General features: G+C 75.9%; 16 protein-coding genes. 2 read left to right on the top strand and 14 right to left on the bottom strand.

Going from position 1 to position 23,919, the window contains the following annotated elements; translation table 11 throughout:
• Positions 1 to 311: 311 nt before the first annotated feature.
• Genes pucD through ABZX96_RS05745 form a run of 3 tightly spaced genes read right to left on the bottom strand, consistent with a single transcriptional unit; the run spans position 312 to position 4,160 of the window.
• A complete protein-coding gene (gene pucD, locus ABZX96_RS05735; RefSeq protein ID WP_355538385.1) occupies positions 312 to 2,693 on the bottom strand; it encodes a xanthine dehydrogenase subunit D in 2,382 nt (793 codons plus the stop codon).
• A 4-nt stretch (positions 2,694 to 2,697) separates the two neighbouring features.
• Positions 2,698 to 3,282, bottom strand: a complete 585-nt coding sequence (locus ABZX96_RS05740) for a (2Fe-2S)-binding protein (protein ID WP_355538388.1) — start codon at positions 3,280 to 3,282, stop codon at positions 2,698 to 2,700.
• The gene (locus tag ABZX96_RS05745; protein ID WP_355538391.1) at positions 3,273 to 4,160 is read right to left on the bottom strand and encodes a xanthine dehydrogenase family protein subunit M; all 888 of its coding nucleotides are present in this window, start codon (positions 4,158 to 4,160) and stop codon (positions 3,273 to 3,275) included. The genes ABZX96_RS05740 and ABZX96_RS05745 overlap by 10 nt, the downstream gene beginning before the upstream one ends.
• Positions 4,161 to 4,507: 347 nt before the next feature.
• Between ABZX96_RS05745 and ABZX96_RS05750 the strand changes: the two genes are divergently transcribed.
• Entirely contained in the window at positions 4,508 to 6,172 is a 1,665-nt protein-coding gene (locus ABZX96_RS05750) for a PucR family transcriptional regulator ligand-binding domain-containing protein (protein WP_355538394.1), read from the top strand.
• Between the two features lie 72 nt (positions 6,173 to 6,244).
• Here the strand turns inward: ABZX96_RS05750 and ABZX96_RS05755 are convergent, their stop codons facing one another.
• The 11 genes from ABZX96_RS05755 to ABZX96_RS05805 form a co-directional block, all read right to left on the bottom strand.
• Positions 6,245 to 8,041 carry an ABC transporter ATP-binding protein gene (locus ABZX96_RS05755; RefSeq protein ID WP_355538397.1) on the bottom strand — a complete coding sequence of 599 codons (1,797 nt, stop codon included), beginning with the start codon at positions 8,039 to 8,041 and terminating at the stop codon, positions 6,245 to 6,247.
• 55 nt (positions 8,042 to 8,096) lie between these two features.
• The gene (locus ABZX96_RS05760; RefSeq protein WP_355538400.1) at positions 8,097 to 10,214 is read right to left on the bottom strand and encodes an ABC transporter ATP-binding protein; all 2,118 of its coding nucleotides are present in this window, start codon (positions 10,212 to 10,214) and stop codon (positions 8,097 to 8,099) included.
• The gene (locus tag ABZX96_RS05765; RefSeq protein ID WP_355538403.1) at positions 10,211 to 12,118 is read right to left on the bottom strand and encodes a hypothetical protein; all 1,908 of its coding nucleotides are present in this window, start codon (positions 12,116 to 12,118) and stop codon (positions 10,211 to 10,213) included. Before ABZX96_RS05765 ends, ABZX96_RS05760 begins: the two co-directional genes overlap by 4 nt.
• A 7-nt stretch (positions 12,119 to 12,125) precedes the next feature.
• Positions 12,126 to 13,502 (bottom strand): YcaO-like family protein, encoded by a 1,377-nt coding sequence (locus ABZX96_RS05770; protein WP_355538639.1) that lies wholly within the window; start codon positions 13,500 to 13,502, stop codon positions 12,126 to 12,128.
• A gap of 155 nt (positions 13,503 to 13,657) precedes the next feature.
• Positions 13,658 to 15,433: a CocE/NonD family hydrolase gene (locus tag ABZX96_RS05775; RefSeq protein ID WP_355538642.1), complete on the bottom strand. Its 1,776-nt coding sequence runs from the start codon at positions 15,431 to 15,433 to the stop codon at positions 13,658 to 13,660.
• Between the two features lie 218 nt (positions 15,434 to 15,651).
• Positions 15,652 to 16,638 (bottom strand): hypothetical protein, encoded by a 987-nt coding sequence (locus tag ABZX96_RS05780; RefSeq protein ID WP_355538406.1) that lies wholly within the window; start codon positions 16,636 to 16,638, stop codon positions 15,652 to 15,654.
• A 93-nt stretch (positions 16,639 to 16,731) separates the two neighbouring features.
• Entirely contained in the window at positions 16,732 to 16,866 is a 135-nt protein-coding gene (gene amiA, locus ABZX96_RS05785) for a streptamidine family RiPP (RefSeq protein ID WP_355538409.1), read from the bottom strand.
• A gap of 310 nt (positions 16,867 to 17,176) precedes the next feature.
• Positions 17,177 to 18,169 (bottom strand): ABC transporter ATP-binding protein, encoded by a 993-nt coding sequence (locus ABZX96_RS05790; protein WP_355538412.1) that lies wholly within the window; start codon positions 18,167 to 18,169, stop codon positions 17,177 to 17,179.
• Positions 18,170 to 18,344: 175 nt separating this feature from the next.
• Complete coding sequence (locus ABZX96_RS05795) at positions 18,345 to 19,469, bottom strand: iron ABC transporter permease (protein ID WP_355538415.1); 1,125 nt, start codon at positions 19,467 to 19,469, stop codon at positions 18,345 to 18,347.
• A complete protein-coding gene (locus ABZX96_RS05800) occupies positions 19,444 to 20,451 on the bottom strand; it encodes an iron ABC transporter permease (RefSeq protein WP_355538645.1) in 1,008 nt (335 codons plus the stop codon). The genes ABZX96_RS05795 and ABZX96_RS05800 overlap by 26 nt, the downstream gene beginning before the upstream one ends.
• A gap of 53 nt (positions 20,452 to 20,504) precedes the next feature.
• Entirely contained in the window at positions 20,505 to 21,473 is a 969-nt protein-coding gene (locus ABZX96_RS05805; protein WP_355538648.1) for an ABC transporter substrate-binding protein, read from the bottom strand.
• A 739-nt stretch (positions 21,474 to 22,212) separates the two neighbouring features.
• Between ABZX96_RS05805 and ABZX96_RS05810 the strand changes: the two genes are divergently transcribed.
• On the top strand, positions 22,213 to 23,721 hold the full coding sequence (locus tag ABZX96_RS05810) for a hypothetical protein (protein ID WP_355538418.1): 1,509 nt from the start codon (positions 22,213 to 22,215) through the stop codon (positions 23,719 to 23,721).
• Positions 23,722 to 23,919: the final 198 nt, after the last annotated feature.

Consider the following 23,919-nt stretch of genomic DNA (forward strand, 5'->3'; position numbering starts at 1 on the left):
GTTCAGGGGGCGGACACGGGCCGTGGGACACGGCATCGGTCCGCGGGGTGCACGGAGCCGCGAGGTGCGCGGGACCGCCAGGCGAGGGGCGGGCCCGACCGGCGTGGGGTGACCGGCGGGGTGACCGGGGCATCGAGGCCGCAGCCCGTAAAGATGCCGGGCCGGGAGCGGGCCCGCCCGTGTGCGGACGGGACGGACCCGTGCGGGGGCGCCCGAGAAGGGCGAGCGGCCGGTGCCCCCGCCAGGGGTCTCCGGGCGGTGCGGTGAGGAGGACGGACAGGGACACCCCTTGCCCGCACCGCCCGGAGGGATCAGGTACCGGTGATGTGCTCGGGGCGCACCGGTACGCGCGGCAGTTCCAGCCCGGTCGCCGCCCGGATGGCGGAGAGCACCGCCGGGGTGGACGAGAGGGTGGGCGCCTCGCCGATGCCGCGCAGCCCGTAGGGGGCGTGCTCGTCGGCGAGTTCCAGGACGTCGACCGGGATGGTCGGGGTGTCCAGGATGGTGGGGATGAGGTAGTCGGTGAAGGAGGGGTTGCGGACCTTCGCCTCCTTGGAGACGACGATCTCCTCCATCACCGCCAGGCCCAGGCCCTGCGTCGTCCCGCCCTGGATCTGGCCGACGACGGACAGCGGGTTGAGCGCCTTGCCGACGTCCTGGGCACAGGCCAGCTCGATGACCTTGACGAGGCCCAGTTCGGTGTCCACCTCGACCACGGCGCGGTGCGCGGCGAAGGAGTACTGGACGTGGCCGTTGCCCTGGCCGGTGCGCAGGTCGAAGGGCTCGGTGGGGCGGTGCCGCCACTCCAGCTCCAGGTCGATCGCCTCGTCGCCGAGGACGTCGGCCAGGTCGGCCAGCACCTCGCCGCCGTCGGTGACGACCTTGCCGCCCTCCAGGAGGAGTTCGGCGGTGGCCCACGCGGGGTGGTAGGTGCCGAACTTGGCGCGGCCCCTCTCCAGGACCTTTTCGCGGACGGCCTCGCAGGCGTTCTTGACCGCGCCGCCGGTGACGTAGGTCTGGCGGGAGGCGGAGGTGGAGCCCGCCGAGCCGACCTGGGTGTCGGCCGGGTGGATGGTGACCTGCTGGACGCCGAGCTCGGTACGGGCGATCTGGGCGTGGACGGTGACGCCGCCCTGCCCGACCTCGGCCATCGCGGTGTGCACGGTGGCGACCGGCTCGCCGCCGACGACCTCCATGCGGACCCGGGCGGTGGAGTAGTCGTCGAAGCCCTCCGAGAACCCGACGTTCTTGATGCCGACGGCGTAGCCGACGCCGCGCACCACGCCCTCGCCGTGGGTGGTGTTGGACAGGCCACCGGGCAGCGCCCGCACGTCGGCCGCGTCGCCGGCGCTCTCCCACTGCTTCTCGGGCGGCAGCGGCATCGCCTTGACCCGGCGCAGCAGTTCGGCGACCGGCGCCGGGGAGTCCACGACCTGGCCGGTGGGCATGATCGTGCCCTGTTCCATGGCGTTGAGCTGCCGGAACTCCACCGGGTCCATCCCCAGCTTGGCGGCCAGCTTGTCCATCTGGGACTCGTACGCAAAGCACGCCTGGACCGCGCCGAAGCCGCGCATCGCGCCGCAGGGCGGGTTGTTGGTGTAGAGGGCGATCGCCTCGATCTCCACGTCGTCGATGACGTACGGGCCCACCGACAGGGACGAGGCGTTGCCGACCACGGCCGGGGAGGCGGAGGCGTAGGCGCCGCCGTCCAGCACGATCCGGCACTTCATGTGGGTGAGCTTGCCGTCCTTGGTGGCGCCGTGCTCGTACCAGAGCTTGGCGGGGTGCCGGTGGACGTGCCCGAAGAAGGACTCGAACCGGTTGTAGACGATCTTGACGGGCTTGCCGGTGCGCAGCGCCAGCAGGCAGGCGTGGATCTGCATCGACAGGTCCTCGCGCCCGCCGAACGCGCCGCCGACGCCGGAGAGCGTCATGCGGACCTTCTCCTCCGGCAGGCCCAGCACCGGCGCGATCTGCCGCAGGTCGGAGTGCAGCCACTGGGTGGCGATGTAGAGGTCCACGCCGCCGTCCTCGGCGGGCACCGCGAGCCCGGACTCCGGGCCCAGGAACGCCTGGTCCTGCATGCCGACCACGTACTCGCCGGAGACGATGACGTCGGCGCGCTTGGCGGCCTCGTCCGCGTCGCCGCGGACGATCGGCTGGCGGTGGACGATGTTCGGGTGCGGGACGTGCGCGGCGTGGTGGTCGTCGCGGTCCGGGTGCAGCAGCGGGGCGCCGTCGGCGGTCGCGGACTCCTCGTCGTGGACGACGGGCAGCTCGGCGTAGTCCACCTTGATCTTGGCGGCGGCGCGGCGGGCGGTCTCCGGGTGGTCGGCGGCGACCAGCGCCACCGGCTCGCCGTGGTGCCGGACCCGGCCGTGCGCGAGAACCGGGGTGTCCTGGATCTCCAGGCCGTAGTTCTTCACCTCGGTCGGCAGGTCGTCGTAGGTGAGGACGGCGTACACCCCGGCCTGCGCCAGCGCCTCGGAGGTGTCGATGGAACGTATCTCCGCGTGCGCGTGCGGGCTGCGCAGGGTGAAGCCCCACAGCATGTCCTCGTGCCACATGTCCGAGGAGTACGCGAACTCGCCGGTGACCTTCAGCGTGCCGTCCGGGCGCAGCGTGGACTCGCCGATACCGGCCTTCGTCTTGCCGCCCTGGGTGAGGTTGGTGGGCGTGCGGGTGACTCCCATGTGCTCAGACCCCCTGTCCGGCGGTGCGGGACTCGCCGCGGGCGGCGGCCAGCCGTACCGCGTCGAGGATCTTCTCGTAGCCCGTGCAGCGGCACAGGTTGCCCGACAGCGCCTCGCGGATGTCGGCGTCCGACGGGTCGGCGTTGCGCTCCAGCAGCTCGTCCGCGGCCACCAGCAGGCCCGGCGTGCAAAAGCCGCACTGGACGGCGCCCGCGTCGATGAACGCCTGCTGGATGGGGGCGAGTTCGGCGGCCTCGCCGGTCTGCCCGTCGGCGGGCTTGGCCTGCCAGGCGCGGGCCGCGTCCACGTCGGTGCCCTCAAAGGCGCCCCCGGCGCGGTGCCTGGCGTGGTCGGCCAGGCCCTCGACGGTGACGACCTCGCGGCCCTCGACCTGACCGGCGGCCACCAGGCAGGAACACACCGGCACGCCGTCCAGGCGGACCGTGCACGAGCCGCACTCGCCCTGCTCGCAGGCGTTCTTGGAGCCGGGCAGGCCCATCCGCTCGCGCAGCACGTACAGCAGGCTCTCGCCCTCCCAGACGTCGTCGGCCTGCTGCTCCCTGCCGTTGACGGTGAACTTCACGCGCACTGGGCGCTCCTCTCCTTGCCGCGGTAGGACTCCCAGGTCCAGCCCAGGGTGCGGCGGGCCATGATGCCCACCGCGTGGCGGCGGTACGTGGCGCTGCCGCGCACGTCGTCGATGGGGTTGCAGGCGCCGGTGGCGAGCTGCGCGAACTGCTTGGCGATGGAGGGCGGGATGGTCTTGCCCGAGTCCCACAGCCCCTCCTCCTCCAGCGCGGCGGCGAGGAACTCCTCGGCCGCCTTGGCGCGGACGGGGGTCGGCGCGGCGGAGCCGATGCCGGTGCGCACCGTGCGGGTCTCCGGGTGCAGCGCCAGGCCGAAGGCGCACACCGCGATCACCATGGCGTTGCGGGTGCCGACCTTGGAGAACTGCTGCGGGCCGTCCGCCTTGGGCAGGTGCACGGCGCGGATCAGCTCGTCCGGCTCCAGGGCGTTGCGCTTGACGCCGAGGTAGAACTCGTCGATCGGGATCATGCGGGTGCCGCGCACCGACGCCACCTCGACCTCGCAGCCGGAGGCCAGCAGCGCGGGGTGGGCGTCGCCGGCCGGGGAGGCGGTGCCCAGGTTGCCGCCCACGCCGCCGCGGTTGCGTATCTGGGGGGAGGCGACGGTGTGCGAGGCGAGCGCCAGGCCCGGCAGCTCGGCCCGCAGGTGCTCCATGATCTGCGTGTACGGTACGGAAGCGCCCAGCCGTACGGTCTTCTCGCCGACCTCCCACTCCCGCAGGTCGTCGATGCGGTTGAGGTCGAGCAGGTAGTCGGGGCGCCGGTGGTCGAAGTTGATCTCGACCATCACGTCCGTGCCGCCCGCGATGGGTACGGCGGTGGGGTGCTCGGCCTTGGCGGCGAGCGCCTCCTCCCAGCCGGCGGGGCGAAGGAAGTCCATCCGTGGCTCTCTTCTGCTTCTGCGTGCGTGGGTCTCCCCGGCGGGCGTGCGGGCCGCCGGGGAGGTTTGGTCTTGCGCGCCCACGAAAACCGGGTCCTTCGTGGGCGGAACAGGGACCTTCGGCCCTGTCCGGATCTTGCGGTCGGTGTCTCGTTCACGCGGTTGGGCCAAGTGAACGCGTCCCGGGCGGGTGCTGTGCAGACACCGAAACCATGAAGCGGTTGGCTGGCCAGGGCACACGTCTTGTAGATTCGAACGAAAGGTGGAGCCCAGAAACCTCGCGGCATTCCACCGACACCATCAGACGGATACCGGCACCACGGACAGAAAGATCGGCGGGCGAGTTCATGCGGCTCCGCGCACTCCTGGACACCGACACCCTGGGCCTGCGCCTGCTCGGGGGCGAGGACGAGCTGGACCGCACCGTACGCGGCGTGATGACCACCGACCTCCGCGACCCGAGCCGCTACCTCTCCGGCGGCGAACTGGTGCTGACGGGCCTGGCCTGGCGGCGCGAGCCCGCCGACTCCGAGCGGTTCGTCCGCATCCTGGCCACCGCCGGCGTCGCCGGGCTCGCGGCCGGCGAGGCGGAGCTCGGCTCGGTCCCGGACGACCTGGTGGCGGCCTGCGCCCGGCACCGGCTGCCGCTGTTCTCCGTCGTCGAGGACGTCTCGTTCGCCTCGATCACGGAGTACGTCGTCCGGCAGGTCTCGGGCGAACGCGCCGGGGACCTGGCCGCCGTGGTCGACCGGCACCGGCGCCTGATGACCTCCGGCCCGGCCGGCGGCGGCCCCGAGGTCGTCCTCGACCTGCTGGGCTCGGACCTGGACCTGCGCGCGTGGGTACTCTCCCCCGCCGGCCGCCGGATCGCCGGGTCCAGCGTCCCCGGGTCCACCCCCGAACTCCCCGCCGACCTGTCCGCCCGGCTCGCCGGCGAGCACCTGGCCGCGTCGCGCGCCGGCCGCCCCGGCCCGTACCGCGTCACCCAGGCCGGGACGACGTACTCCCTCTTCCCCATCCGCAGCGGCGGCCGGGACCTGCGCGAAACGGTCCTCTCGGACTGGCTGCTGGCCGTCGAGGCGGACGCCGGCGACTGGCCCGCGGAACGGCTGGACCTCCTCGACGGCGTCACCCAGCTCATCGCCGTCGAACGCGACCGGCGCGACGCCGCCCGCACGGTCCGCCGCCGGCTCGCCCAGGAAGTCCTCGAACTCGTCCAGACCGGCGCCCCGCCCGCCGAGACCGCCGCCCGGCTGCGCGTCGCCGCCCCCGTGCTGCTGCCCGGCCTGGGCACCGCGCCGCACTGGCAGGTCGTGGTGGCCCGCGTCGAATGGGACGGCGGCGAGGTACCCGGCGGGCCGGTGGCCCAGACGCTGCTGGAAGAGGTCCTGGTCGACCCGGGCGCCTTCGGGCCCGACCCCTCCGACCGGATCGCCGTCGCGCACACCGGTGACGAGGCCGTCGCCCTCGTCCCGCTGCCCGCCGTGCCCGACGAGACCGGCGGCACCTCCGCCAACGGGCTGCGCGCCGCCGACCTGCTCGGCGTCATCCAGGAACCGCTGTCCCGCGGCCTGGACGGCGACGGCCGCCTCACCCTCGGCGTCAGCGCCTCCGTGCACTCCGCCGAAGGGCTGCGCGGCGCGCTGGAGGAGGCCCGGCACGCCCGCCGCGTCGCCGCCGCCCGCCCCGGCCGGGTCTGCGCCGCCGGACACGAGGAACTGGCCTCGCACGTCCTGCTGCTGCCCTTCGTGCCCGACGACGTGCGGCGCGCCTTCACCGCCCGCCTCCTGGACCCGCTGCGCGACTACGACCGGCGGCACCGGGCCGAGCTGATTCCGACGCTGGAAGCCTTCCTGGACTGCGACGGCTCCTGGACGCGCTGCGCGACCCGCCTCCACCTGCACGTCAACACGCTGCGGTACCGGGTGGGGCGCATCGAGCAGCTCACGGGGCGGGACCTGTCGCGGCTGGAGGACAAGCTGGACTTCTTCTTGGCGTTGCGGATGAGCTGAGCGGACTTCTGCTTGGCGTTCGGATGAGTTGAGCGGGCGGGGTGTTCGGCTCGGTGGGCGCCCGTCCCCGGGTTACGGCATCACCACCCGGGTGAACGCCCCGCCCCGCGCCGCCAGTTCGGCCCACGTCCCCTCCTCCGCCACGCGGCCGGACTCCAGCACGGCGATGCGGTCGGCGCGGGCGATGGTGGCCGGGCGGTGGGCGATCACCAGGGTGGCGCGGGTGGCGGAGGACGCGGCGAGGGCGGCGGCCAGTTCGGCGTCACCGGCGGTGTCCAGGTGGGCGGTCGTCTCGTCCAGCACCAGCACGCGCGGGTCGGCGAGCAGCGCGCGGGCCAGGGCGACGCGCGCCCGCTGACCGCCGGAGAGGGTGGCGCCGCGCTCGCCGACAGGGGTGTCCAGGTCCGCCGCGAACCGGTCGATGCCGCAGGCCGCGGCCACCTCCCGCAGCCGCGCCTCGCTCGCGTCCGGCGCGGCGAGACGCAGGTTGTCGGCGAGGGTGCCGTGGAAGAGGGGCGCCTCCTGGCCCACCACGGACACCGCCCGGCGCAGCTCCGCGTCCGCCAGGTCCCTCACGTCCACCGGCGGCGCGCCGTCCGCGGGCAGCAGTTCCACCGCGCCCTGTGACGGGTCCCAGAAGCGGGCCAGGAGGTGGGCGCAGGTGGACTTGCCCGCCCCCGAGGTCCCGACGAGGGCGACCGTCTCGCCCGCCCGGACGGTCAGGTCCACGCCGTCCAGCACGGACACGCCCCCGTAGTCGAAGCGCACCCCGCGCAACCGGATGCCCAGGGGCCCGTCCGGCAGCGGGCGCGGGGCGGCCGGTTCCGGGGCGCCGGCGGGAGCCCGGACGGCGGCGCCGACGCGGCCCGCGGCGGCCCGCAGCCCGCCCGCCTGGCCCAGCGCGGCGGCCGAGTCGGCGACCGGGGCCAGCACCCCGAGGGCGAGCGCCATCGCGCCCGGCGCCCACGCGCCGCCCAGCCGCCCGCCGGCCACGGCGTGCGCGGCGACCGCCACCACCCCGACCACGGCGGCCACCACCAGCAGGTCCCGCACCGCCGCCGCGCCCGCCTCCCACGACTGCTCGGCCCGCTGGCGGCGGCCCACCTCCCGCCCGGAGGCGGCCAATCGGTCGCGGCGGCGGCCGAGCGCACCGAAGGCGACGAGTTCCCGCAGGCCGTCCACCGTCTCCACGGCCTCGGCGGACAGCACGGCGGCGGCCTCGCGGGTACGGGCCGCGCGGACCGCCCGCCCCCGCCCCTCCAGCAGCGGCGCGAGCACCAGCAGCCCCGCCACCGGCAGCACGACGACCGGCAGCCACGGCTCCACCACGGCCAGCAGCACCACCCCCGCCCCGAACACCGCGCCGGACGCGAGGAGTTGGGCCACCGCGTGCGCGTAGAAGAACTCCAGCGCCTCCACGTCCCCCATCGCGGTCGCGGCCAGGTCCCCGCTCCGGCGCCCGGCGATCCGCGCGGGCGCGCTGCGGGCCAGCCCGTCGAAGACCCGCACCCGCAGCTCCGCCAGCACCCGGTAGGCCAGGTCGTGCGAGAGGTCCATCTCCCGCCAGGTGGCCACCGCCCGCAGCAGGACGAGCCCCAGCAGCACCGCCACCGTCCCCGGCGTGGGGGCCGCCCCCTCGATGACCGCCGCGCCGACGGTGTACGCGGCGAGCGTGACCAGGGCCACCAGCGCCGCCTGGTCCACCAGGGCGGCGGCACAGGTGCGGACGACCATCGCGCGGTGGGGTCGGAGAGCGGGGAGGAGGGAGCGGAGGGGGCCTCGGGGGGCGGGGGCGGCCGTGCGGTGTTTTTGCGGGGGTTCCGGAGGGAGTTCCTGGCGGGGCTGCTGGTGGGTGGTCATGGGGCTCATGGGCTCTTTCGGGGTGGGTCGTCGGGCCTGGCGGTGGTGGAGTGGAGGCCGGGGATCATGCGGCGGTGTCCGAGTACGCCCCTGGGTCGGTACGTCCCGCCGCGACCAGGGACGCGTAGACACCGTCTTCGGCGAGCAGGCCCGCGTGGTCGCCGACCGCGTCGACGCGTCCGCCGTCCAGGACGACGATCCGGTCGGCGTGCCGTACGGAGGCCAGGCGGTGCGCGACCACCAGACACGTCCGCCCGCGCACGGCCTGCGCCAGTTCGCGTCCGATCCGGGTCTCGCGGTGCTCGTCCACCGCGCTCGTCGCCTCGTCCAGCACCAGGACGGGCGCGTCGGCGAGCAGCGCGCGGGCGAGCGCCAGGCGCTGGCGCTGGCCGCCGGAGAGGGTGCCGCCGCGCTCGCCGACCACCGTGGCGTAACCGTCCGGCAGCCGCTCGATCTCCTCGTGCACGCCGGCGGTGCGGGCCGCCGCGCGGAGTTCGGCGTCGGTGGCGTCCGGGCGGCCCAGCCGCAGGTTCTCGGCGACGGTGGCGTGGAAGAGGTAGGTCTCCTGGGAGACGACGGCGATGCCGCGCCGCAGGGACTCCAGGGTGTACGCGGCGGCGTCCACGCCGTCGAGCAGCACCCGCCCGCGCTGCGGGTCGCGGTGCCGCAGCAGCAGGGCGAGCAGCGTGGACTTGCCCGCGCCGGACGGCCCCACGACGGCCGTGGTGCGCCCCGCCTCGGCCGTGAAGCTCACCCCGGCCAGCGCGGGCCGGTCCGCGCCGGGATAGCGGAAGTGCACGTTCTCGAAGCGGATTTCGGGGGCGGTGGGGGGTGGGGACGACTCCAGGGGAGCGAACGTCGAGGACGAACCTGGGGGCGCGATCGCCGAGCGTGAAGCCGGGGAGACGGTCACCGAGGACGAACCCGGGGGCGCGGTCACCGAAGACGAGGCCGTCCCCGACGCGGCCGGGGGTGCCCAAGGGGCGTTCAGCGTCCCCTCGTCCGGGACCTCCCCCTCGGCGGTGCGGAGTGCGGCGATCCCGTCCGCCGCCGAGACCCCGAGGTACCCCGCGTGCCACTCCCGCGACAGGTCGCGGATCGGGCGGAAGCATTCCGACGCCAGCATGAGCAGCAGATACGTGCCGGTGGCGGAGGTGCGGCCGGACGCCGCGGAGGCGACCGCGAGCAGCGCGGCGGCGGCCGTGCCGCCCTGCACGGCGAGGTCGGTGAGGCCGGTGTCCACCAGGGAGACGCGCAGCTTGGCGACGGTGGCGCGGTGCAGCGCGGCCGAACGCCGCTCCAGCCGCTCCCGCGTACGCCGCACCGCCCCGGCCGCCCTGAGGGCGGGCATCCCCTGCAGGGCCTCCAAGTAGTCGGCCGCCAGGGCTTCGTACGTATCCCAGTGGTCCCGCCCGCGCCGGGTCAGCAACCGGTCCCACCAGCGCGGCGCGAGCAGCGCGAGGAGCAGCGCGGGCACCAGGACGAGCAGCGCGTACGGCTGCACGGCGGCGACCGCGACGAGCAGCAGCGGCGGGACGACGCAGGTGATCACCAATTGCGGCAGGTAGCGGGAGACGTAGGCGTCCACGCCCTCCACCCCGTCCACGAGGGTGGCGCGGACGGCGCCGGCCCGTTGCCGCCGGTCTGCCGGGGGTTCGGTGGTGCGGGGGGCTGTTTGCGCGGTGTCCGGGGCTGTTCGTGCGGTGCCTGACGCCGTTTGTGCGGCGGCCGGAGCCGCTTGTGCGGTGTCCGAAGCTGTTCGTGCGGTGCCCAAAGCTGTTTGTGCGGTGCCCAGAGCTGTTTGTGCGGCGTCCGGGGACGGTTTCGTGGAGCCCGGGGACGCTTTCGTGGAGCCCGGGCCGAGGGAGCCGAGCGCGCCGATCCGCCCCAGGTGTTCCACCAGCGCGTCCCGCAACCGGACCCGCACCGTCGCACCGGCCCGCACCGCCACCCGCCGCTGCCACCGGCTCAGCAGCGCCCGCGCGACGACGACCGCGAGCACGGCCCCCAGCAGCCGGGGCAGCCGGTCGGTCTCGCCCCGGGCGACGGCGGCGAGCGCGGTGGCGAGCAGCACCGCCTGCGCCAGGTGGGTCACGGCGACGGCGGCGAGCCCGCCGGTGGCGCCGAGCAGCGGCCCGCGCGCGATCCGCGCGGCCCGGAGGAGTTCGGGGTGCAGCATCATCGCGGGGCGGCCTGCCTTTCGGTGCCTTCGGTGCGGCGCGGGGGGCGGGGGGCCGTGTTCCGGGGGGCCGCCTGCCGGAGGCTCGTCTTCCGGGGGCCTGTCGGCCGGAGGCTCGTCTGCCGGAGGCCCGTTTCCTGGAGGGCCGTCTGCCGGAGGTCCGTCTCCTGAGGGCACGTCTTCCGGACGCCCATGTGCCGAACGCCGATCTCTTGGGGGGCCGTCTGCCGGAGGCCCGTTTCCTGGAGGGCCGTCTGCCGGAGGGCCCTCTCCTGAGGGCACGTCTTCCGGAGGCTCGTCTTCCGCCTGTCGTCCGCCGTCCCGGCCTCTTCCCTGCCGACTTCCACGTCCATCTCCGTCTTCTGCGCTCCCATCGCGAGCGCGTGAACGATCCAGTCCCGGCCCGGCGTCCCGCCCAGCGCGGCCCCCAGGTCGGCCCGCTGCCAGGAACCGACCGCCCGGGTGCGCAGGCCGAGCGCGGTCGCGGCGGTCTGCGCGACGCCGACGGCGTAACCGGCGGTGAGGTGGGCCTCCCGTACCTCTGCGGGCCCCGCGTCCTCCGGGCAGCCGTACGCGAGCAGGACGGCGCCTGCCTCGGCGAGCCAGCCCTGACCGGCCGCCCACACGGCGAGGGTGGGGCGCGCGTCTCCGGAGGCCAGGGTGCGGAGGCGGGGGGCCTCCGTATCGTTCACGGTCGGCTTCGGCAGCGCGGGACGGGTGGCCTGGTGCGCGCCGGTCTCCAGCAGTGCCATCCGGTCCGCGTCGAGTTCCGCCACCGCCGGCCGGGTGTCCCGGTCCGCGTCGAGTTCCGGCACCGCCGGTCGGGTGTCCCGGTGCCCATTGACTGCCGGCAGCGCCGATCGGGCGGCCTGCTCCCCGTCGAGCTCCAGCAGTTCCGGCCGGTCGCCCCCCACCGCCACGCACCACCGCACCCCGCCGGGCCACGCGCGCGCGGCCACGGCCAGGACCTCGGCGAGCGCGCGCCGGGAGGGCTCACCCGTCAGCGGTGGCGGCGCACTGCGGCGGGACAGCAGCACGTTCTCCGGCCAGGGTTGTGAGCGGGTGACGGGACGGAGGGGGCGCCACGTCATGGTGGACGGCGGGGTGGCCCCCAGAGCCGTCAGCAGCTGCCAGGTCTCGCGCAACGCCTCCGGCCCACCTCCCGGTTCCCCGGCGACGGGGCCGTTCCCCGGAGGGCCGTCCGGCACCACCGGCGGTGCGGCCTGCCCGTACGTGGCCCACAGGCGCAGGCCCCACGCCGGAACGCGGCCCCGTTCCGGCCCCGTGTCCGGCCCCACCCACACCGCCGCCACCGGGTGCGCGGGCTCGGCGCCGGGCCAGATCCCGCCGTAGTGCGCGGGGTGCGGGAGCCCGGCAGCGGCGGCGAGCGTGGCACCGTCCGCGTCCGGGCACGCCGCCGTCGCACCGGCCGACGCCAGCGCGGCGACCGCGTGCCCGGCGTCGAGCAGCAGCAGCGGCCAGGCGCGGTGCCCGTAGTGGGCGACGGTGCGCCGGGCGGTGACCGTGAGGACGATCAGCGTCCCGGTGGGCGCGCCCGGCGGGGCGGGCCCGCGCCGGTGGACGCGGTGCGCCCGCGCGTCGTACGCGTACCGCCCGGGCGGCGGCCCGCAACCGGGGCCGACCAGCAGGTGCGCGTCCACCGGGTGCAGCGCCCCCGCCGAGGGCGCTGGGCGCAGCCGCCCGCCGGAACCGGGGGCCGCCGCCAGCGCCAGCCGCAGGACCCGGCCGAGCGGCACGAGACCGTCCCGCTCGGGGAGTTCCAGGGGCGGTGACGCCCAGAGGGGCGCCCGGCCGCCCGGGATGTCCGGACCCGGCACCAGCTCCGAGCGAACCCGCGCGAGGCCGGCGCGCACCAGTTGGGCAGGGGATGCGTGGGAGTACGTCACGGCGGCCTCACATGTGCGGCGGCGGCGCGAGGGTGAAGTCGTCCGGCGTGCTGGGAGCGCGGGTCCGCCAGCCCCGGGCCACCGCCGCCTCGGCGAACCGTGGTGCCCCGAAGTACCCGAAGGCGGCGGGGGCGTTCGGGATCAGGCCGGAGACCAGGACGCGGGCCACGCGCAACGGCGTCTCGGCGACGTCCTCGGTCGTCAGGTCGAAGGTCAGGACCCGGTGGCCGCCGGCCGCGAGCCGTTCCTCCAGTGCGGCACGGTTGCCGGGCGGCACGGCGTCGATGCCGGTCACGCCGTCGCGCGGGGCGGTGAACCGCCGGGCCAGCGGCGCCGTGCGCGGATCCAGCCACACCTGGACGTGCGCGCCGAGGTCGCGGACGGCGGCGAAGTCCGGCCCGCAGTCGTCGAGGTACCGGCGGTCGGGCCGGTGGTCGAGGTAGAGGCCGCGGGCCAGCATCCCGGCCTCGATCGCCCGGAACACCCACCCGTCGGCGTCCACCGCGCCCTGCGTGAACACCCAGGTGTGCACGGCCTCCAGCACCGCCTTGCGGGCCGCCTCCGCCGGGTCGTACCGGCAGGCGAACCCCGCCGCGTGGATGCCGCGCTCCGCGTCGTACACCAGCGCCGCCATGCAGGGCGCGAACTCCGACGGCATCTCGACGATCCACACCTCCAGCCCCGAACCCGCCAGGTCCGCCGCCAGCCCGGGCACGCTCGCCGGGTCGATGCCCCGGGTGGGGCCGTCCAGGTGCCACCACAGTTCCAGCGCGTCGCGTTCGACGATCTCCAGGAGCGCGCGCTCCACGGCGTCGTCCAGGCCCTGGCCGGTCGCGATACCGGCGTAGTTGAGGTGGTGGGTGCGCGGGAGGTGACGCAGGTGGGCCTGGCGCCAGTTGAGGTGCGTGAGGGCGACGGGGGCCCAGCAGGGGGCGCCCGTGCCGTGCTCGGTGCCGCGTGCCCACAGGGCCGGGGTGTCCGCGTCGAAGGGGCGGTACGGGAAACCGTCCCGCTCGTACTGCCAGGCGGCGTAGCGCGGCAGGTCCCCCGGGCCGTACAACGCCGCTCCCTCGGCGGCCAGTTCGGCGGCGGTGGCCGGGCGTGGGGCGCCGGGGTGGCCGGCCGGGGGCAGCCGGTTGCCGCAGTAGCGCTCGACGGCCTCCGCGATGGCGGCCACCCGCGCGCCCTCCGGGTCGCCGAAGGTCGTCCCCAGCGCGACCCGGTCGGCGGGCCAGGCCCCGAACCGCCGCGCGTCGGCGACCTCCGCCGTCATGGCGACGTACCGGGGCGGGGCCCCCTCAGGGTGCGCCACCGGCTCGACGCCGCGCACGATCCCGCACACGGGGTCGACCAGCGCTTCGAGCGGCAGGGCTTCGAGCGGCAGAGCTTCGGACGACAGCGCTTCGGGCGGCGGGACTTCGGACGGCAGGGCGGCGGCGGGCCGGGCCTCCACGTCCGGCGGTCCCTCCCCTCGTGTCCGACGGCCGGCGTCCCCGCCGGGCCGCTCCTCGCGTTCCGCGCGTATGGGGCTGATGGTCGTCACCTGCAGATCTCCTGTACGGGGTCGACGGCGCCGGCGGCGAACGCGCGCGGCGGGACAACGGGCAGCAGCAGCGCGCCACCCGCCATGAGGACGGTGCGGCGCGAGGGCAGCAGCCGGGTGGCGGTCACGGGGTCCTCGCCCGTGTGCGGGTTGCGGGCGTGGGCGGGGAAGTGGTGCCCGGCGATCTCGACACGCAGCCGGGTGCCCGCGGGCAGCCGGCGCGCCAGGCAGCCGAGCCGGACGGTCACCCGGGCCTCCTCGCCCGCCGGGTCGGCGCGCCGGGTGATGCCGATGGCCAACGGCGTGGCGTGGCCCGCCGGATCGAGCGCGATCACCCGCACCGCCCAGTCGGCGCACGGGGTGGACGCCACGGCGCGGAAGCGCACCGCCGCGTCACCGAACAGGTCCAGCGGGCGGGGCAGCGGCGGGGTCACCATCAGGCACCGGTCGGCCGCCTCACCGGGGCCCGGGACCGGCACCGCCAGGTCGTCCGAACGCACCGGCCGGTCGGGGTCCGCCACGAAATCCGCACCGTGGACGACGCGCGGACCACCGCGTTCCCCGAACGGGTACTCCGTCACGGGCCCGGCCTCCGCCAGCGGAGCCGCGGCGACCCATTGGCCGGGCCGACCGGTGTCATGGGTCTCATCGGTCCGGGGGGTCCCATCGGTCTCACCGGTCGGGGCGGTCCGGGTGGCCTCACCAGTCCGGCCGGTCCCATCGGTCTCACCGGTCCGGGCGGTCGGGGTGGTCCGGGCAGTCCGGGCAGTCCGGGCAGTCCGGGCAGTCTCACCAGCCCGGGCAGCCCGATCGGTCCCGCCAGCCCCGTCAGACCCACCGGCCCGCCCGATCCGCTCCGTCCCGGCGACGGCCACCGCGCCCCGCCGCCCGCGCAGCGTCCGGCCCGCGCCCGCGCCCGCCGCGCCACCTGGCAGCGCGGCCCGCGCCCACAGGTCGTACAACGCGCCGATTCCGATGGGGAGTTCGCTGCTCCCCGGCGTGACGAGGCGGTGCCCCCACGGGCCCATCAACAGGCGGGCCGGTCCGCCCCAGCGGCGCCACAGCGCCACGGTGTCCGCCGCGAACGGGTCGCGGTGGCCGCCCACGGCCAGCAGCGGCACCCGCGCGCGTTCGGCGCGCAGCACCAGGCGGTCCCGGCGGCACTCCCGCCAGACGTCCGGCCAGGAGGGCAGGTCCCGGCCGAGCCGCGTGGGCACGTCCGTGACGGGCAGGTGGGCCAGGAGGTTGGGGTCGCGGGCGAGGGCCGCGTCGAGCGCGCCCTCGTCCGAGTCGGGCCGGTCGCCGTGTGCGGCCCACCATCCCGTACGGGCCCACAGCCGCTCGGGGCCGGTGGGTTCGCGCGCGGTCTCGGCGAGGCCCAGCGCGGGGACGGCGGCGATCACCGCGTCCGGACGCTCGTCCGCGTTCGCGTCCTCGCTGAGCGCCGTCGTCAGCGCGCAGTACGCCGCGTACGAGGCTCCGCAGGCGAGCACCCGGCCGTCGCTCCACGCCTGGGCGCGCACCCAGCGGATCGCCGCCGCGCCGTCGTCCTCCTCCCGCTCGTATGGGCGCCACGCCCCCTCCGAGGCGTACCGTCCGCGCACGTCCTGGGCCAGCGCGGCGTAACCGCGCGCCGCCCAGGCCCGCAGTTCGGCCCGGTGCCGCCGCCGGTCGTAGGGCGTCCGGATCAGTACGGCGGGGACGACGCCGCGCCCGGCCGCCGTCCGCTCCGGCAGGCACAGGTCCGTCGCCAGCCGCGCGCCGTCGGGCATGACGACCCGTACGGTCCGCACGTCCGGGACCACGCCCGCCCGGGGGCCGGGCACCGTCCGCGTGAGGTTGCCGCCTGCGGGCGGGGGCACACGATCCGGCCTCGGGGGCTGGGGGACGGAGCCCGTCCGGACGGGCCGGGGGATGCCGTCCGGCTTCGCGGAACCGTTCCCCGCCGCCCTCTCGCCGACCTGCCGCCCGGACGGCAGCGCCCGGCCGCTCATCGCGCCTCCCCCGTCCGCGGCCCGCCGAGCGGCGCGACCCGTGGCACCGGGAGGACGGGGTGCTCGGTGATCGTCATGTCCCGCACGTCGACGCGCCGCAGGCGGCGCCGCGCGGGCAGCCGTCCGCCTCCAGGGTCGCTCCCCGCGGCCCAGGCCACCAGGTCGCCGAGGAGCAGTCCCGCGATCAGGCCCGCCGAGCCGGGTCCGCTGGGCCGCACCCGCTCCGGGGTGCGCGATCCCTCCCAGTAGGCGGCGAGTTCGCGGTGCGCGGCGGTGGCGGCGAGGCGACGCAGCCGCACGTGGGCGGAGGTGACGTCGCCCGGCGCCGCGGCGAACGGTTCGAGCCACGCCTGCCGGCCCTCCCGATGGCAGCGCAGCCAGCCCACGCCCCGGCCGGGCAACCCGTCGGCGGCGTCCCACAAACCGGGCGGGACCGGCGCGTCCAGGCACCACACCACCGCCGTCCGCGCCGCGTCCGCCGTCCGTGCCACATCCCCCGTCTGCGCCGCGTCCGCCGACCGCTCGGCCTTCGCCGACCGCGCCGCCCCCGCCGACCGCTCGGCCTCCGCGCCGTTCGCCAACTCCGCGACCCGCTCGGCGGACACCTCCCGCACCTCGGCCCCGGCCGCCTCGGCGCCGCGCGCCAATGGACGGGTGATCTCGTCGGCACCAAGGACGAGGACCGTCCGCCCTGCCAGCGGCGCACCGTGCCGGAGAGCGGCCCGGTCGCCCGTCCGCCCCTCCCCGTCCGCACGGACCGCGTACCCGGCGTCGACGAACGCCCCGACGAGCCGGGCCAGTTCACCGTCCTGAGGGGAATTAGTCCGCGCCCCCTCCGCCCCCAAGAGCCCGTCGATCAGTGACTCGGGAGGCACCCCGCCCGTCTCGACGCGCAGGAACTCCCCTTCCGGTGTCCGTACCGCGAGCCCCCGCCCGGGGACGGTGACGAGCTCGACGCCGGGGGTGAGGTGGTGGCGGATCACGGGCGGGCCTCCTGGGGCGGGAAACGGGAATCGCTGGGGTGGAACGGGCGCGGGCCCGTCCGGACGAGACCGGACGAGCCCGCGTGGCGCTGCTTACTCGTCGCCGTCGGCGGCGGTCTCCACGGCGTCGTCGAAGGGGTTCTCGACGAGGGCGTTGGAGTGGGTGGCCGACAGGTGCGCGAGCTGGCTCTGGTCGGCGATCGGGCTGAACACCTTGTTGTTCTCCATGAGGAACTCCGTTCACATCGGGTAACCGCGGCAGCCGATCGGCGCCGCACGACAGACACTAATGAATATGATTGTCATTCCGCAGTACTTTTCGAGAGCCATTGATCAGTTCGAGAGATCCGCTGATCGATGCGGCGCGGTTCCCCTCCGGTCGGGGAGGGCGCGGGGCCTCCTCTGATTCCGGTCAGGGCAGGCGCGGCACCTCCTCCGGCCAGGGCAGGCGCGGCCTCCCCCGGTCAGCCCGGCGTGACTTCTTCCGATCAGTACGGGCCCGACCTCTTCCGATCAGCGCGGGCTCGGCCTCCTCCGGTCAGCGCGGCGCGACGTCCTCGGCCGACAGCGGACGATCCGGGTAGCACACCGGCCACCCGCCCACCGGATCGCGCCCCACCCGCCCGACCACGCCCAGCACGTCGGCCAGCAACCGCGGCGTCACCACGTCGGCCGGCGGCCCGTCGGCGACCACCCGGCCACCTCGCAACGCCACCAGCCGTTCGGCGAACCGGGCCGCGTGCCCCAGGTCGTGCAGGACCATCACCACGGTCAGCGCGCGCTCCCCCCGCAGCCGCACGACGGTTTGCAGGACCTGGAGTTGGTGCCGCAGATCCAGGTAGGTGATGGGCTCGTCCAGCAGCAGGACGCGGGTGTCCTGTGCCAGCGCCATCGCCAGCCGGACGCGCTGCCGCTCGCCGCCCGAGAGCGCGTCCACCGGCCGGTCGGCCCACTCGGTCACGCCGGCGTCCGCCAGCGCCCGCGCGCAGACCGCGTCGTCGCCCTCCCTGAGCATCCCGAGCGGGCCGCGCGTCGCGTACCGGCCCTGGCGGACGAGCTGACGCACCGTCATACCGGGTACGGGTGGCGAGGCTTGGTGCAGCAGCGCCACCCGGCGCGCGGCGGCCCGCCGCGAGAGGCGGGCGAGATCGTCACCGTCCAGCGACACCCGGCCCCCTGACGGGCGCAGCAGCCCCGCCGCCAGCCTCAGCAAGGTGCTTTTGCCGCAGCCGTTGAGCCCGACCAGGGCCACGCACTCCCCCGCGGCCACCCGCAGATCCACCCCGCGCAGCACTTCCCGCCCCGGATAACCGAATCGCACGCCGTCGAAGCGGATCGCGGACGGCGGGCCGCCTGGGGGAGCCTGCGCCGCGTCCGCCGACTCCACCGCCGCTTTCCGTTCCACCGTGTCGCCCGGCGGCACCGCGCCCCCCTGCGTCACCGTGTCGCCCGGCTTCACCGCGTCGTCCACGCCCTCCGGCTTCACCGCGCCCTCCGGCTCCGCCGCGTCCGAAGACCGTGCCGCGTCCATGGCCCCCGGTGGTGCCCCCGACCCCGTACCCAGTCCCTTCACCTCTGCTCCTCTCCGTCCTCCGTCGCCCCGCCGAACCGCTCGGCGGGCCCGCCCAGCACGCGGCACCCCGGCCCGGGGCGGGCGTCAACCCGCCCCGGGCCGGGGGCCATCCGTCCGTTCCGACCGCCGCACCTCACCCCCGCCCCGCCACCGCCCCCTGCCGCCGGGCCACGATCAGCAGCAGGGCCGCGCCCACGCACGTCGTGAGGGCGCCCACCGGCACGGTCAGCCGGTCGGCGTCCAGGGCGTACGCCAGGAAGCGGGAGAGGAACTGGGCCGCCGCGTCGGCCCCGCACACCACCACCGCGCCGATCAGCGCGGCGCCGGGCAGCGTGACGCGCAGGTCCGCGCCGAACACCGCGAACGCCAGGTGCGGCACGAGCAGCCCGACGAAACCGAGCGCCCCCACCGCCGACACCGCGCCCGCGGTCAGCGCGACCGCGCACACCAGGGCCGCGCCGCGCGCCCGGCCGGTGGCCAGTCCGGCCGCCGCGGCCTCGTCGTCGCCGCACCGCAGCAACGTCAGCGGCCCGGCCAGCGCGCACGCCGCGACCAGCCACACCGCGGCCCACGGCCACAGCAGCGCCCAGTGCTGCCACACCCGGCCCTCCGTGGACCCCACGAGCCACTGCACCACGCTGCCCAGTTCCCCCGGCGCGACCAGCAGCACCATCGCCGTCAGCCCGGCGAGGACGCCGGAGACGAGGACCCCGTGGACGGCCACCCGTTCGGGGTCGCTCTGGTCGCGGCCGGCCAGCAGCCACAGCAGCCCCGCCCCGGCGAAGCCGCCGAGGCAGGCGGCGGCGACCACGGCGGCCGGGGACTCCCATCCCGCGAGGCCCAGCCCCGTCGCGGTGACCGCGCCCAGTACGGCGCCGGGTGTGACGCCGGTGACCTCGGGACCGGCGAGCGGGTTGCGCAGCGCGGACTGCAGCACCGTCCCGGCCGTCCCCAGGCAGGCACCGGCGGCCAGGGCCACCAGGGCGCGGGGGAGCCGCAGCTGCAGCACGATGTGCCGGGCCGCCGCGTCGCCGCCGCCCGTCAGCACCTCCCAGACCCCCGAGGGCGACGGCGCCCGCCCGGCCACCAGAGCCGCGCACCCGACCACCGCCACCAACACGAGCAGCAACCCCAGCCGCGCACCGGGGCCGAGCTGTCGCCCCCGCCCCCGTCCGCGCGCCACGACGGGCGCCCGCAGCCGCCCTCGCACGGGCTCCCGCTCCCGCACGGCCCTACCGCTCATCAGCCGAGCGCCCATCTGCCGCCCTCTCCCTCCCCTTGGACGTTCCGCGCCCCACGCGCCACAACAGCACCCCCGCCGGCACGCCCAGCAGCGCCGTCCACGCGCCGACCGGCGTCTCGACCGGCGCCAGCGCGAGGCGGGCCGGCTGGTCGGCGCACAGGACCGCGAGACCGCCCCACAACGACGCCCACGGCAGCAGCCGCGCCGCCTCGGCGCCGGGCCGCAACCGGCGCGCCAGGTGCGGCGCGAGGAAGCCGACCCATGCGACCGGCCCGCACACCGCGACCACCGGCGCGATCAGGACCACGACGATGGCCAGCGCCGCGAGCCTGGCCCGCCGCACCCGTACGCCCAGCGCCCGCGCGTCGTCGTCACCGAGCCGCAGCACCCCGAGCACCGGCGCGCACAGCACCAGCGCGGGCACCGCCACGACCAGCCACGGCCACAGGCCCGTCACGTCGTCCCAGGTACGGGCGGACAGGCTGCCCAGCAGATAGCGGTAGATGAGCTGGAGGTCAAGCTGATCGGCGAGCACCATGAGCACCAGCAGCCCCGCCTGCAACGCCGCCGCCACCGCCGCCCCCGTCAGCAGCACCGCCGACGGGCTGCGCCCGAACCCGGCCGCCAGCAACGTCAGGACGCCGCCGAGCGCCGCGCCCGCCAGCGCGAGCAGCGGCGCCACCACGGCGGGCACCGCCCAGGCCAGCACCAGCGGCGCGGCCACCCCCAGCGCGGCGCCCGAGGAGACACCGAGCATCTCCGGGACGGCCAACGGATTGCGCAGCGCCTCCTGGAGGACGAGCCCGGCCGCCCCCAGGCAGGCGCCCGCCACCAGCCCGAGCACGGCCCGCGGCAGCCGCAGTTCGCCGACGATCACCGCCGTCAGCTCCCCGTCACCGCCGCCCGCCGTCCCCCCGGCGAGCCCGTCGAGCAGCCGGTGCGGCGCCACGAACGGCGTCCCCAGGGAGAGGGCGCAGAACAGCGCCACCACCAACATGACGGCTGCCGCGACCAGTTGCCTTACCGCGGCAGCCCCCTTCGGCCGGATCCTCACCGCAGCGCGGCCATCGCCTCGTCGAGGACCAGGCCGAGCGACCGGGTACCGCGCCCCTTGGCCCACACCTCGGAGTCCACCTCGACGACCTTGCCGTTCTTGACGGCGGGGATACGAGCCCACAGGGGGTTCCGGGCGAGCTTGTCGGAGAGCTTGCCGGCGGGCGCGCCCTTGAAGGAGAGCGATTCGACGAACAGCACGTCCACGTTCCGGGCGAGGATCTCCTCCAGGCTGTAACTGCCCTCGACGCCCCGGCCCTGCCACGGATAGCGGGAGATCCCCGGGAAGAGGCCGGCGGCCACGTCGCTCTTGGGCGTCGCCACGCCGAAGTTCTCGTCACTACCGAAGATCACCAGCGCGGTCTTGTCCGTGCGCCGCTCCCGCGCCCGCGCGAGCTTCTCCCGGAACCGCTTCTCCGCCGCCTCCGCCTGCTGCGTGCGACCGGTCAGCGCCGCCAGATCGCGCAGGTAACGGACGCTGTCCTCCCAGGTGGCGGGCTGCACCGCCCAGAAGGTCGTGGCGCCCTTCAGCGCGGGGGCGAGCTTGCCGTGCGTGTCCTGGAGGCCGATGACGAGGTCCGGCCGGTGCGACAGGATCGCCTCCGGCTCGGGGCTCAGGAAGCCCCCCGGCAGCACGGCGACCTCGCCGCCCCGCTCGGCGCCGAGGAACTTCGGGTGCGTCAGCAGCCGCGAATTGCTGGCCACCGGCGCCATTCCCAGCTCCACGAGCATGTCGTCGCAGAGGGCGACCAGACAGACGACGCGACGGGGCGGCCGTTCCGGCGCCACGGACACCCCTCGGACGTCGGTGATCCGCCGTGCGGCCTCGATGGGCCGGACCTCCGTGGACACGCGGGGGCCGCCGGCCCCCTCCCCCTCGTCGGCGGGGCGCGCGGCCGTGCCGCATCCCGCCAGCACGGCACCCACGGCCGCGAGCGCGACCCAACGGCGCCAACGGCGCGGCACTGCTGTCACTTTGCGCGACATGACTGTTTCTCGGTTCCTCTCAACGATCTCTTCGATCTCTTCGATCTCTTGGGTGTCTTCGGTGTCTTGGGTGTCTTGGGTGTCTTCGGTTCGGCGTACGGGGCGGGCGGGGGCGTTACGCCGCCTGGCGCCCTCGTACGGTCTTCGGCCCCGGGCGCCCCGCGAGCCCGTGGCGCCCTCCGCGAGCCCGTGGAGACCTCCGCACTTCCTGGCACACGGCGTTTCCGCCCTGCGGTCTCCCGCGCCGTTCCGGACCCTCGCCTGACTGCCATCCGACTGGCCGTATGCCGCGCTTTCAGGCGCCTTTCAGGCGCCTTTCAGACGCGCGTCGCGCGGTTCCGGCCACCGGTCGTACGCTCCCGGCCACCGATCGCGCGGTTCCGGCCACCGGTCACGCTTCCGGCCACCGGTTGCACACTTCCGGACACCAGTCGCACGGTTCGGGACACCGGTCGCGCGCTCCCGGCCACCAGTCGCGTGGTTCCAGCCACCAGCGGCATCGAGCACCCCAGCGGCATGGGGCACCCCGGAGACACCGGGCACCGACTGCCACCGGCACCCGGCCAGGGGCCGACTCGAACATTCAGTCATGATAATCATTGTCGAATCAAGTCCTGATGTTCGACGGCTCCCGAGAGCCCCGTCACTCCCGCCCGGGAACCCGGCGCCGTTCCCCGCTCCGACCCGTAACAACTTCCCGCCCCTCTCTGGAGGCCCTGTGACCGCGCCCCTTCCCCCACGCCTGCTCGTCGCCGACCACGTAGCCGGCTTCCTCCACGCGGTGGACCTGCCGGACGGCTCACCCGTCGCCCGGCTGGAAGGCCGCCACCTCGCCGAGCACGCCGGTTTCCTCGCGCTGCCCGGCTCCCGCGCCACCTTCGTCGACGACCGGGCCGGTGAGTTGCTGGTGCTGGACGTGTACGGGCCCGAGGCCGGCCGCCCGTTCGTCGAGGCCCGGGTGCCGGTGGCGGTGCCCGCCGAACACCTCGCCGCCGACCCCACCGGCAGGCACCTCGCCGTCACGACCGGGCTGGGCCGCAACTGGTCGGCGTGGAGTGATCAGTTGACGGCGATCGACCTCGCGGCCCCAGGTGGCCCCGACGCCGTCCGCGTGCGCACCCGGACGGGCGAGCCGGGCGTCACCGTCCTCGGCCCGCCCATGGGCAACGCCACGCGTCCGCCCGCGCGCGCGGAAACGGACACCGAACCCAGGACGGCCGGCCGGAACCCGCACGACCACGGACCCCTCGTCGTCCTGCGGCACCGCGAGCCCGGCGCGCTCACCGCCTACCGCCACCACGACCTGATGGCCGCCGCCCCGTCCTGCCCTCCTGCCGAGCCGGTGGCCCACCTCCCCCTCCCGGATGACGACGGGCACGGGGACGCCTACGACCCGCGCGCGGGACGGCTGTTCGCCGCCGCCGGTTCCGGGGTGCACCGGGCGCGCCGCGCCTGGGGCGGCGCGTTGGTCGCCGAGCCGCCGCTGTCCTGGTCGGTGGGGGGACGCGCGGGCGGACGCGGGTACTACCTGCGGCTCGACCCGGTGCGCCGCACCCTCTGGTCCTGCGTGCGCGGCGGCCCCGACGAACCGGAGCGCTGGCCGGAGTGGACCAACGACGCCTGGTGGCACCGGCTCGACGCGGAATCCGGCGGACCGGAAGTCGGCGCGCCGGAGGTCCGCGCCCAGAAGGCCGACGGGCCGGAAACCGGCGACGGCCGGCACCGCGCACCGGACGACGCGCGCTCGGGCCGCCTCGAACTGGGCCCCGGCCTCGTCTTCCGCCTCGCGGTGACCGCCCGGCACGTCGCCTACGCCCGGGTGCACCCCGACGGGGACGAACTGATCCTCGTCGCGGCCGGGACGGACGGCGCCTCCACCGACCCGGCCCCGCCCGCGCCCACCCCCTCAGCCAACCGGGCCACCCCCACCCCGTCCCGCTCCGACCACCCCCGGACCACCGCCCGGCTGCCCCTGCCCGCGATGCGCGGAGCGCCGCGGCGCGGCGGTACGCCGTGGGACGGGGTGCAGCGCCGGGCCGTCGCCGCCTCGCCCGGGGCGTCGCTGGTGGCCGTGTCGCGGGGCGGGCACGGCGAGGTGTACGTCTTCGACGCGGACCGGGCCGAACTCGTCACCGTGGTGCGGATGCCCTCCCCGCTCGACGAGGGCGGCCATCTGGCGCTGCTGTCCCCGGGGGACGCCGCCCACCACGACCCTGTGGGGCGCTGAGCCGGACGGAGGAACCCGGTCCGGTTGTGTACGCCGTTCACCCGGCTCACGTCTCCACCAAGTCCCTCGATCGGGCGGCGTTCACGTGTGCCCTGAGCGGTCGTTCGCCTCTCCTTACTGGGTGCGGTGACCTGGCAGGCCCCTGAGGAAGGGCCCATTTCCCGCCCGATGGCACTCACGGAGGTTTGTGAAATCATT

It is taken from the genome of Streptomyces sp. NPDC003077, from assembly GCF_040611095.1.
Lineage (GTDB): Bacteria > Actinomycetota > Actinomycetes > Streptomycetales > Streptomycetaceae > Streptomyces.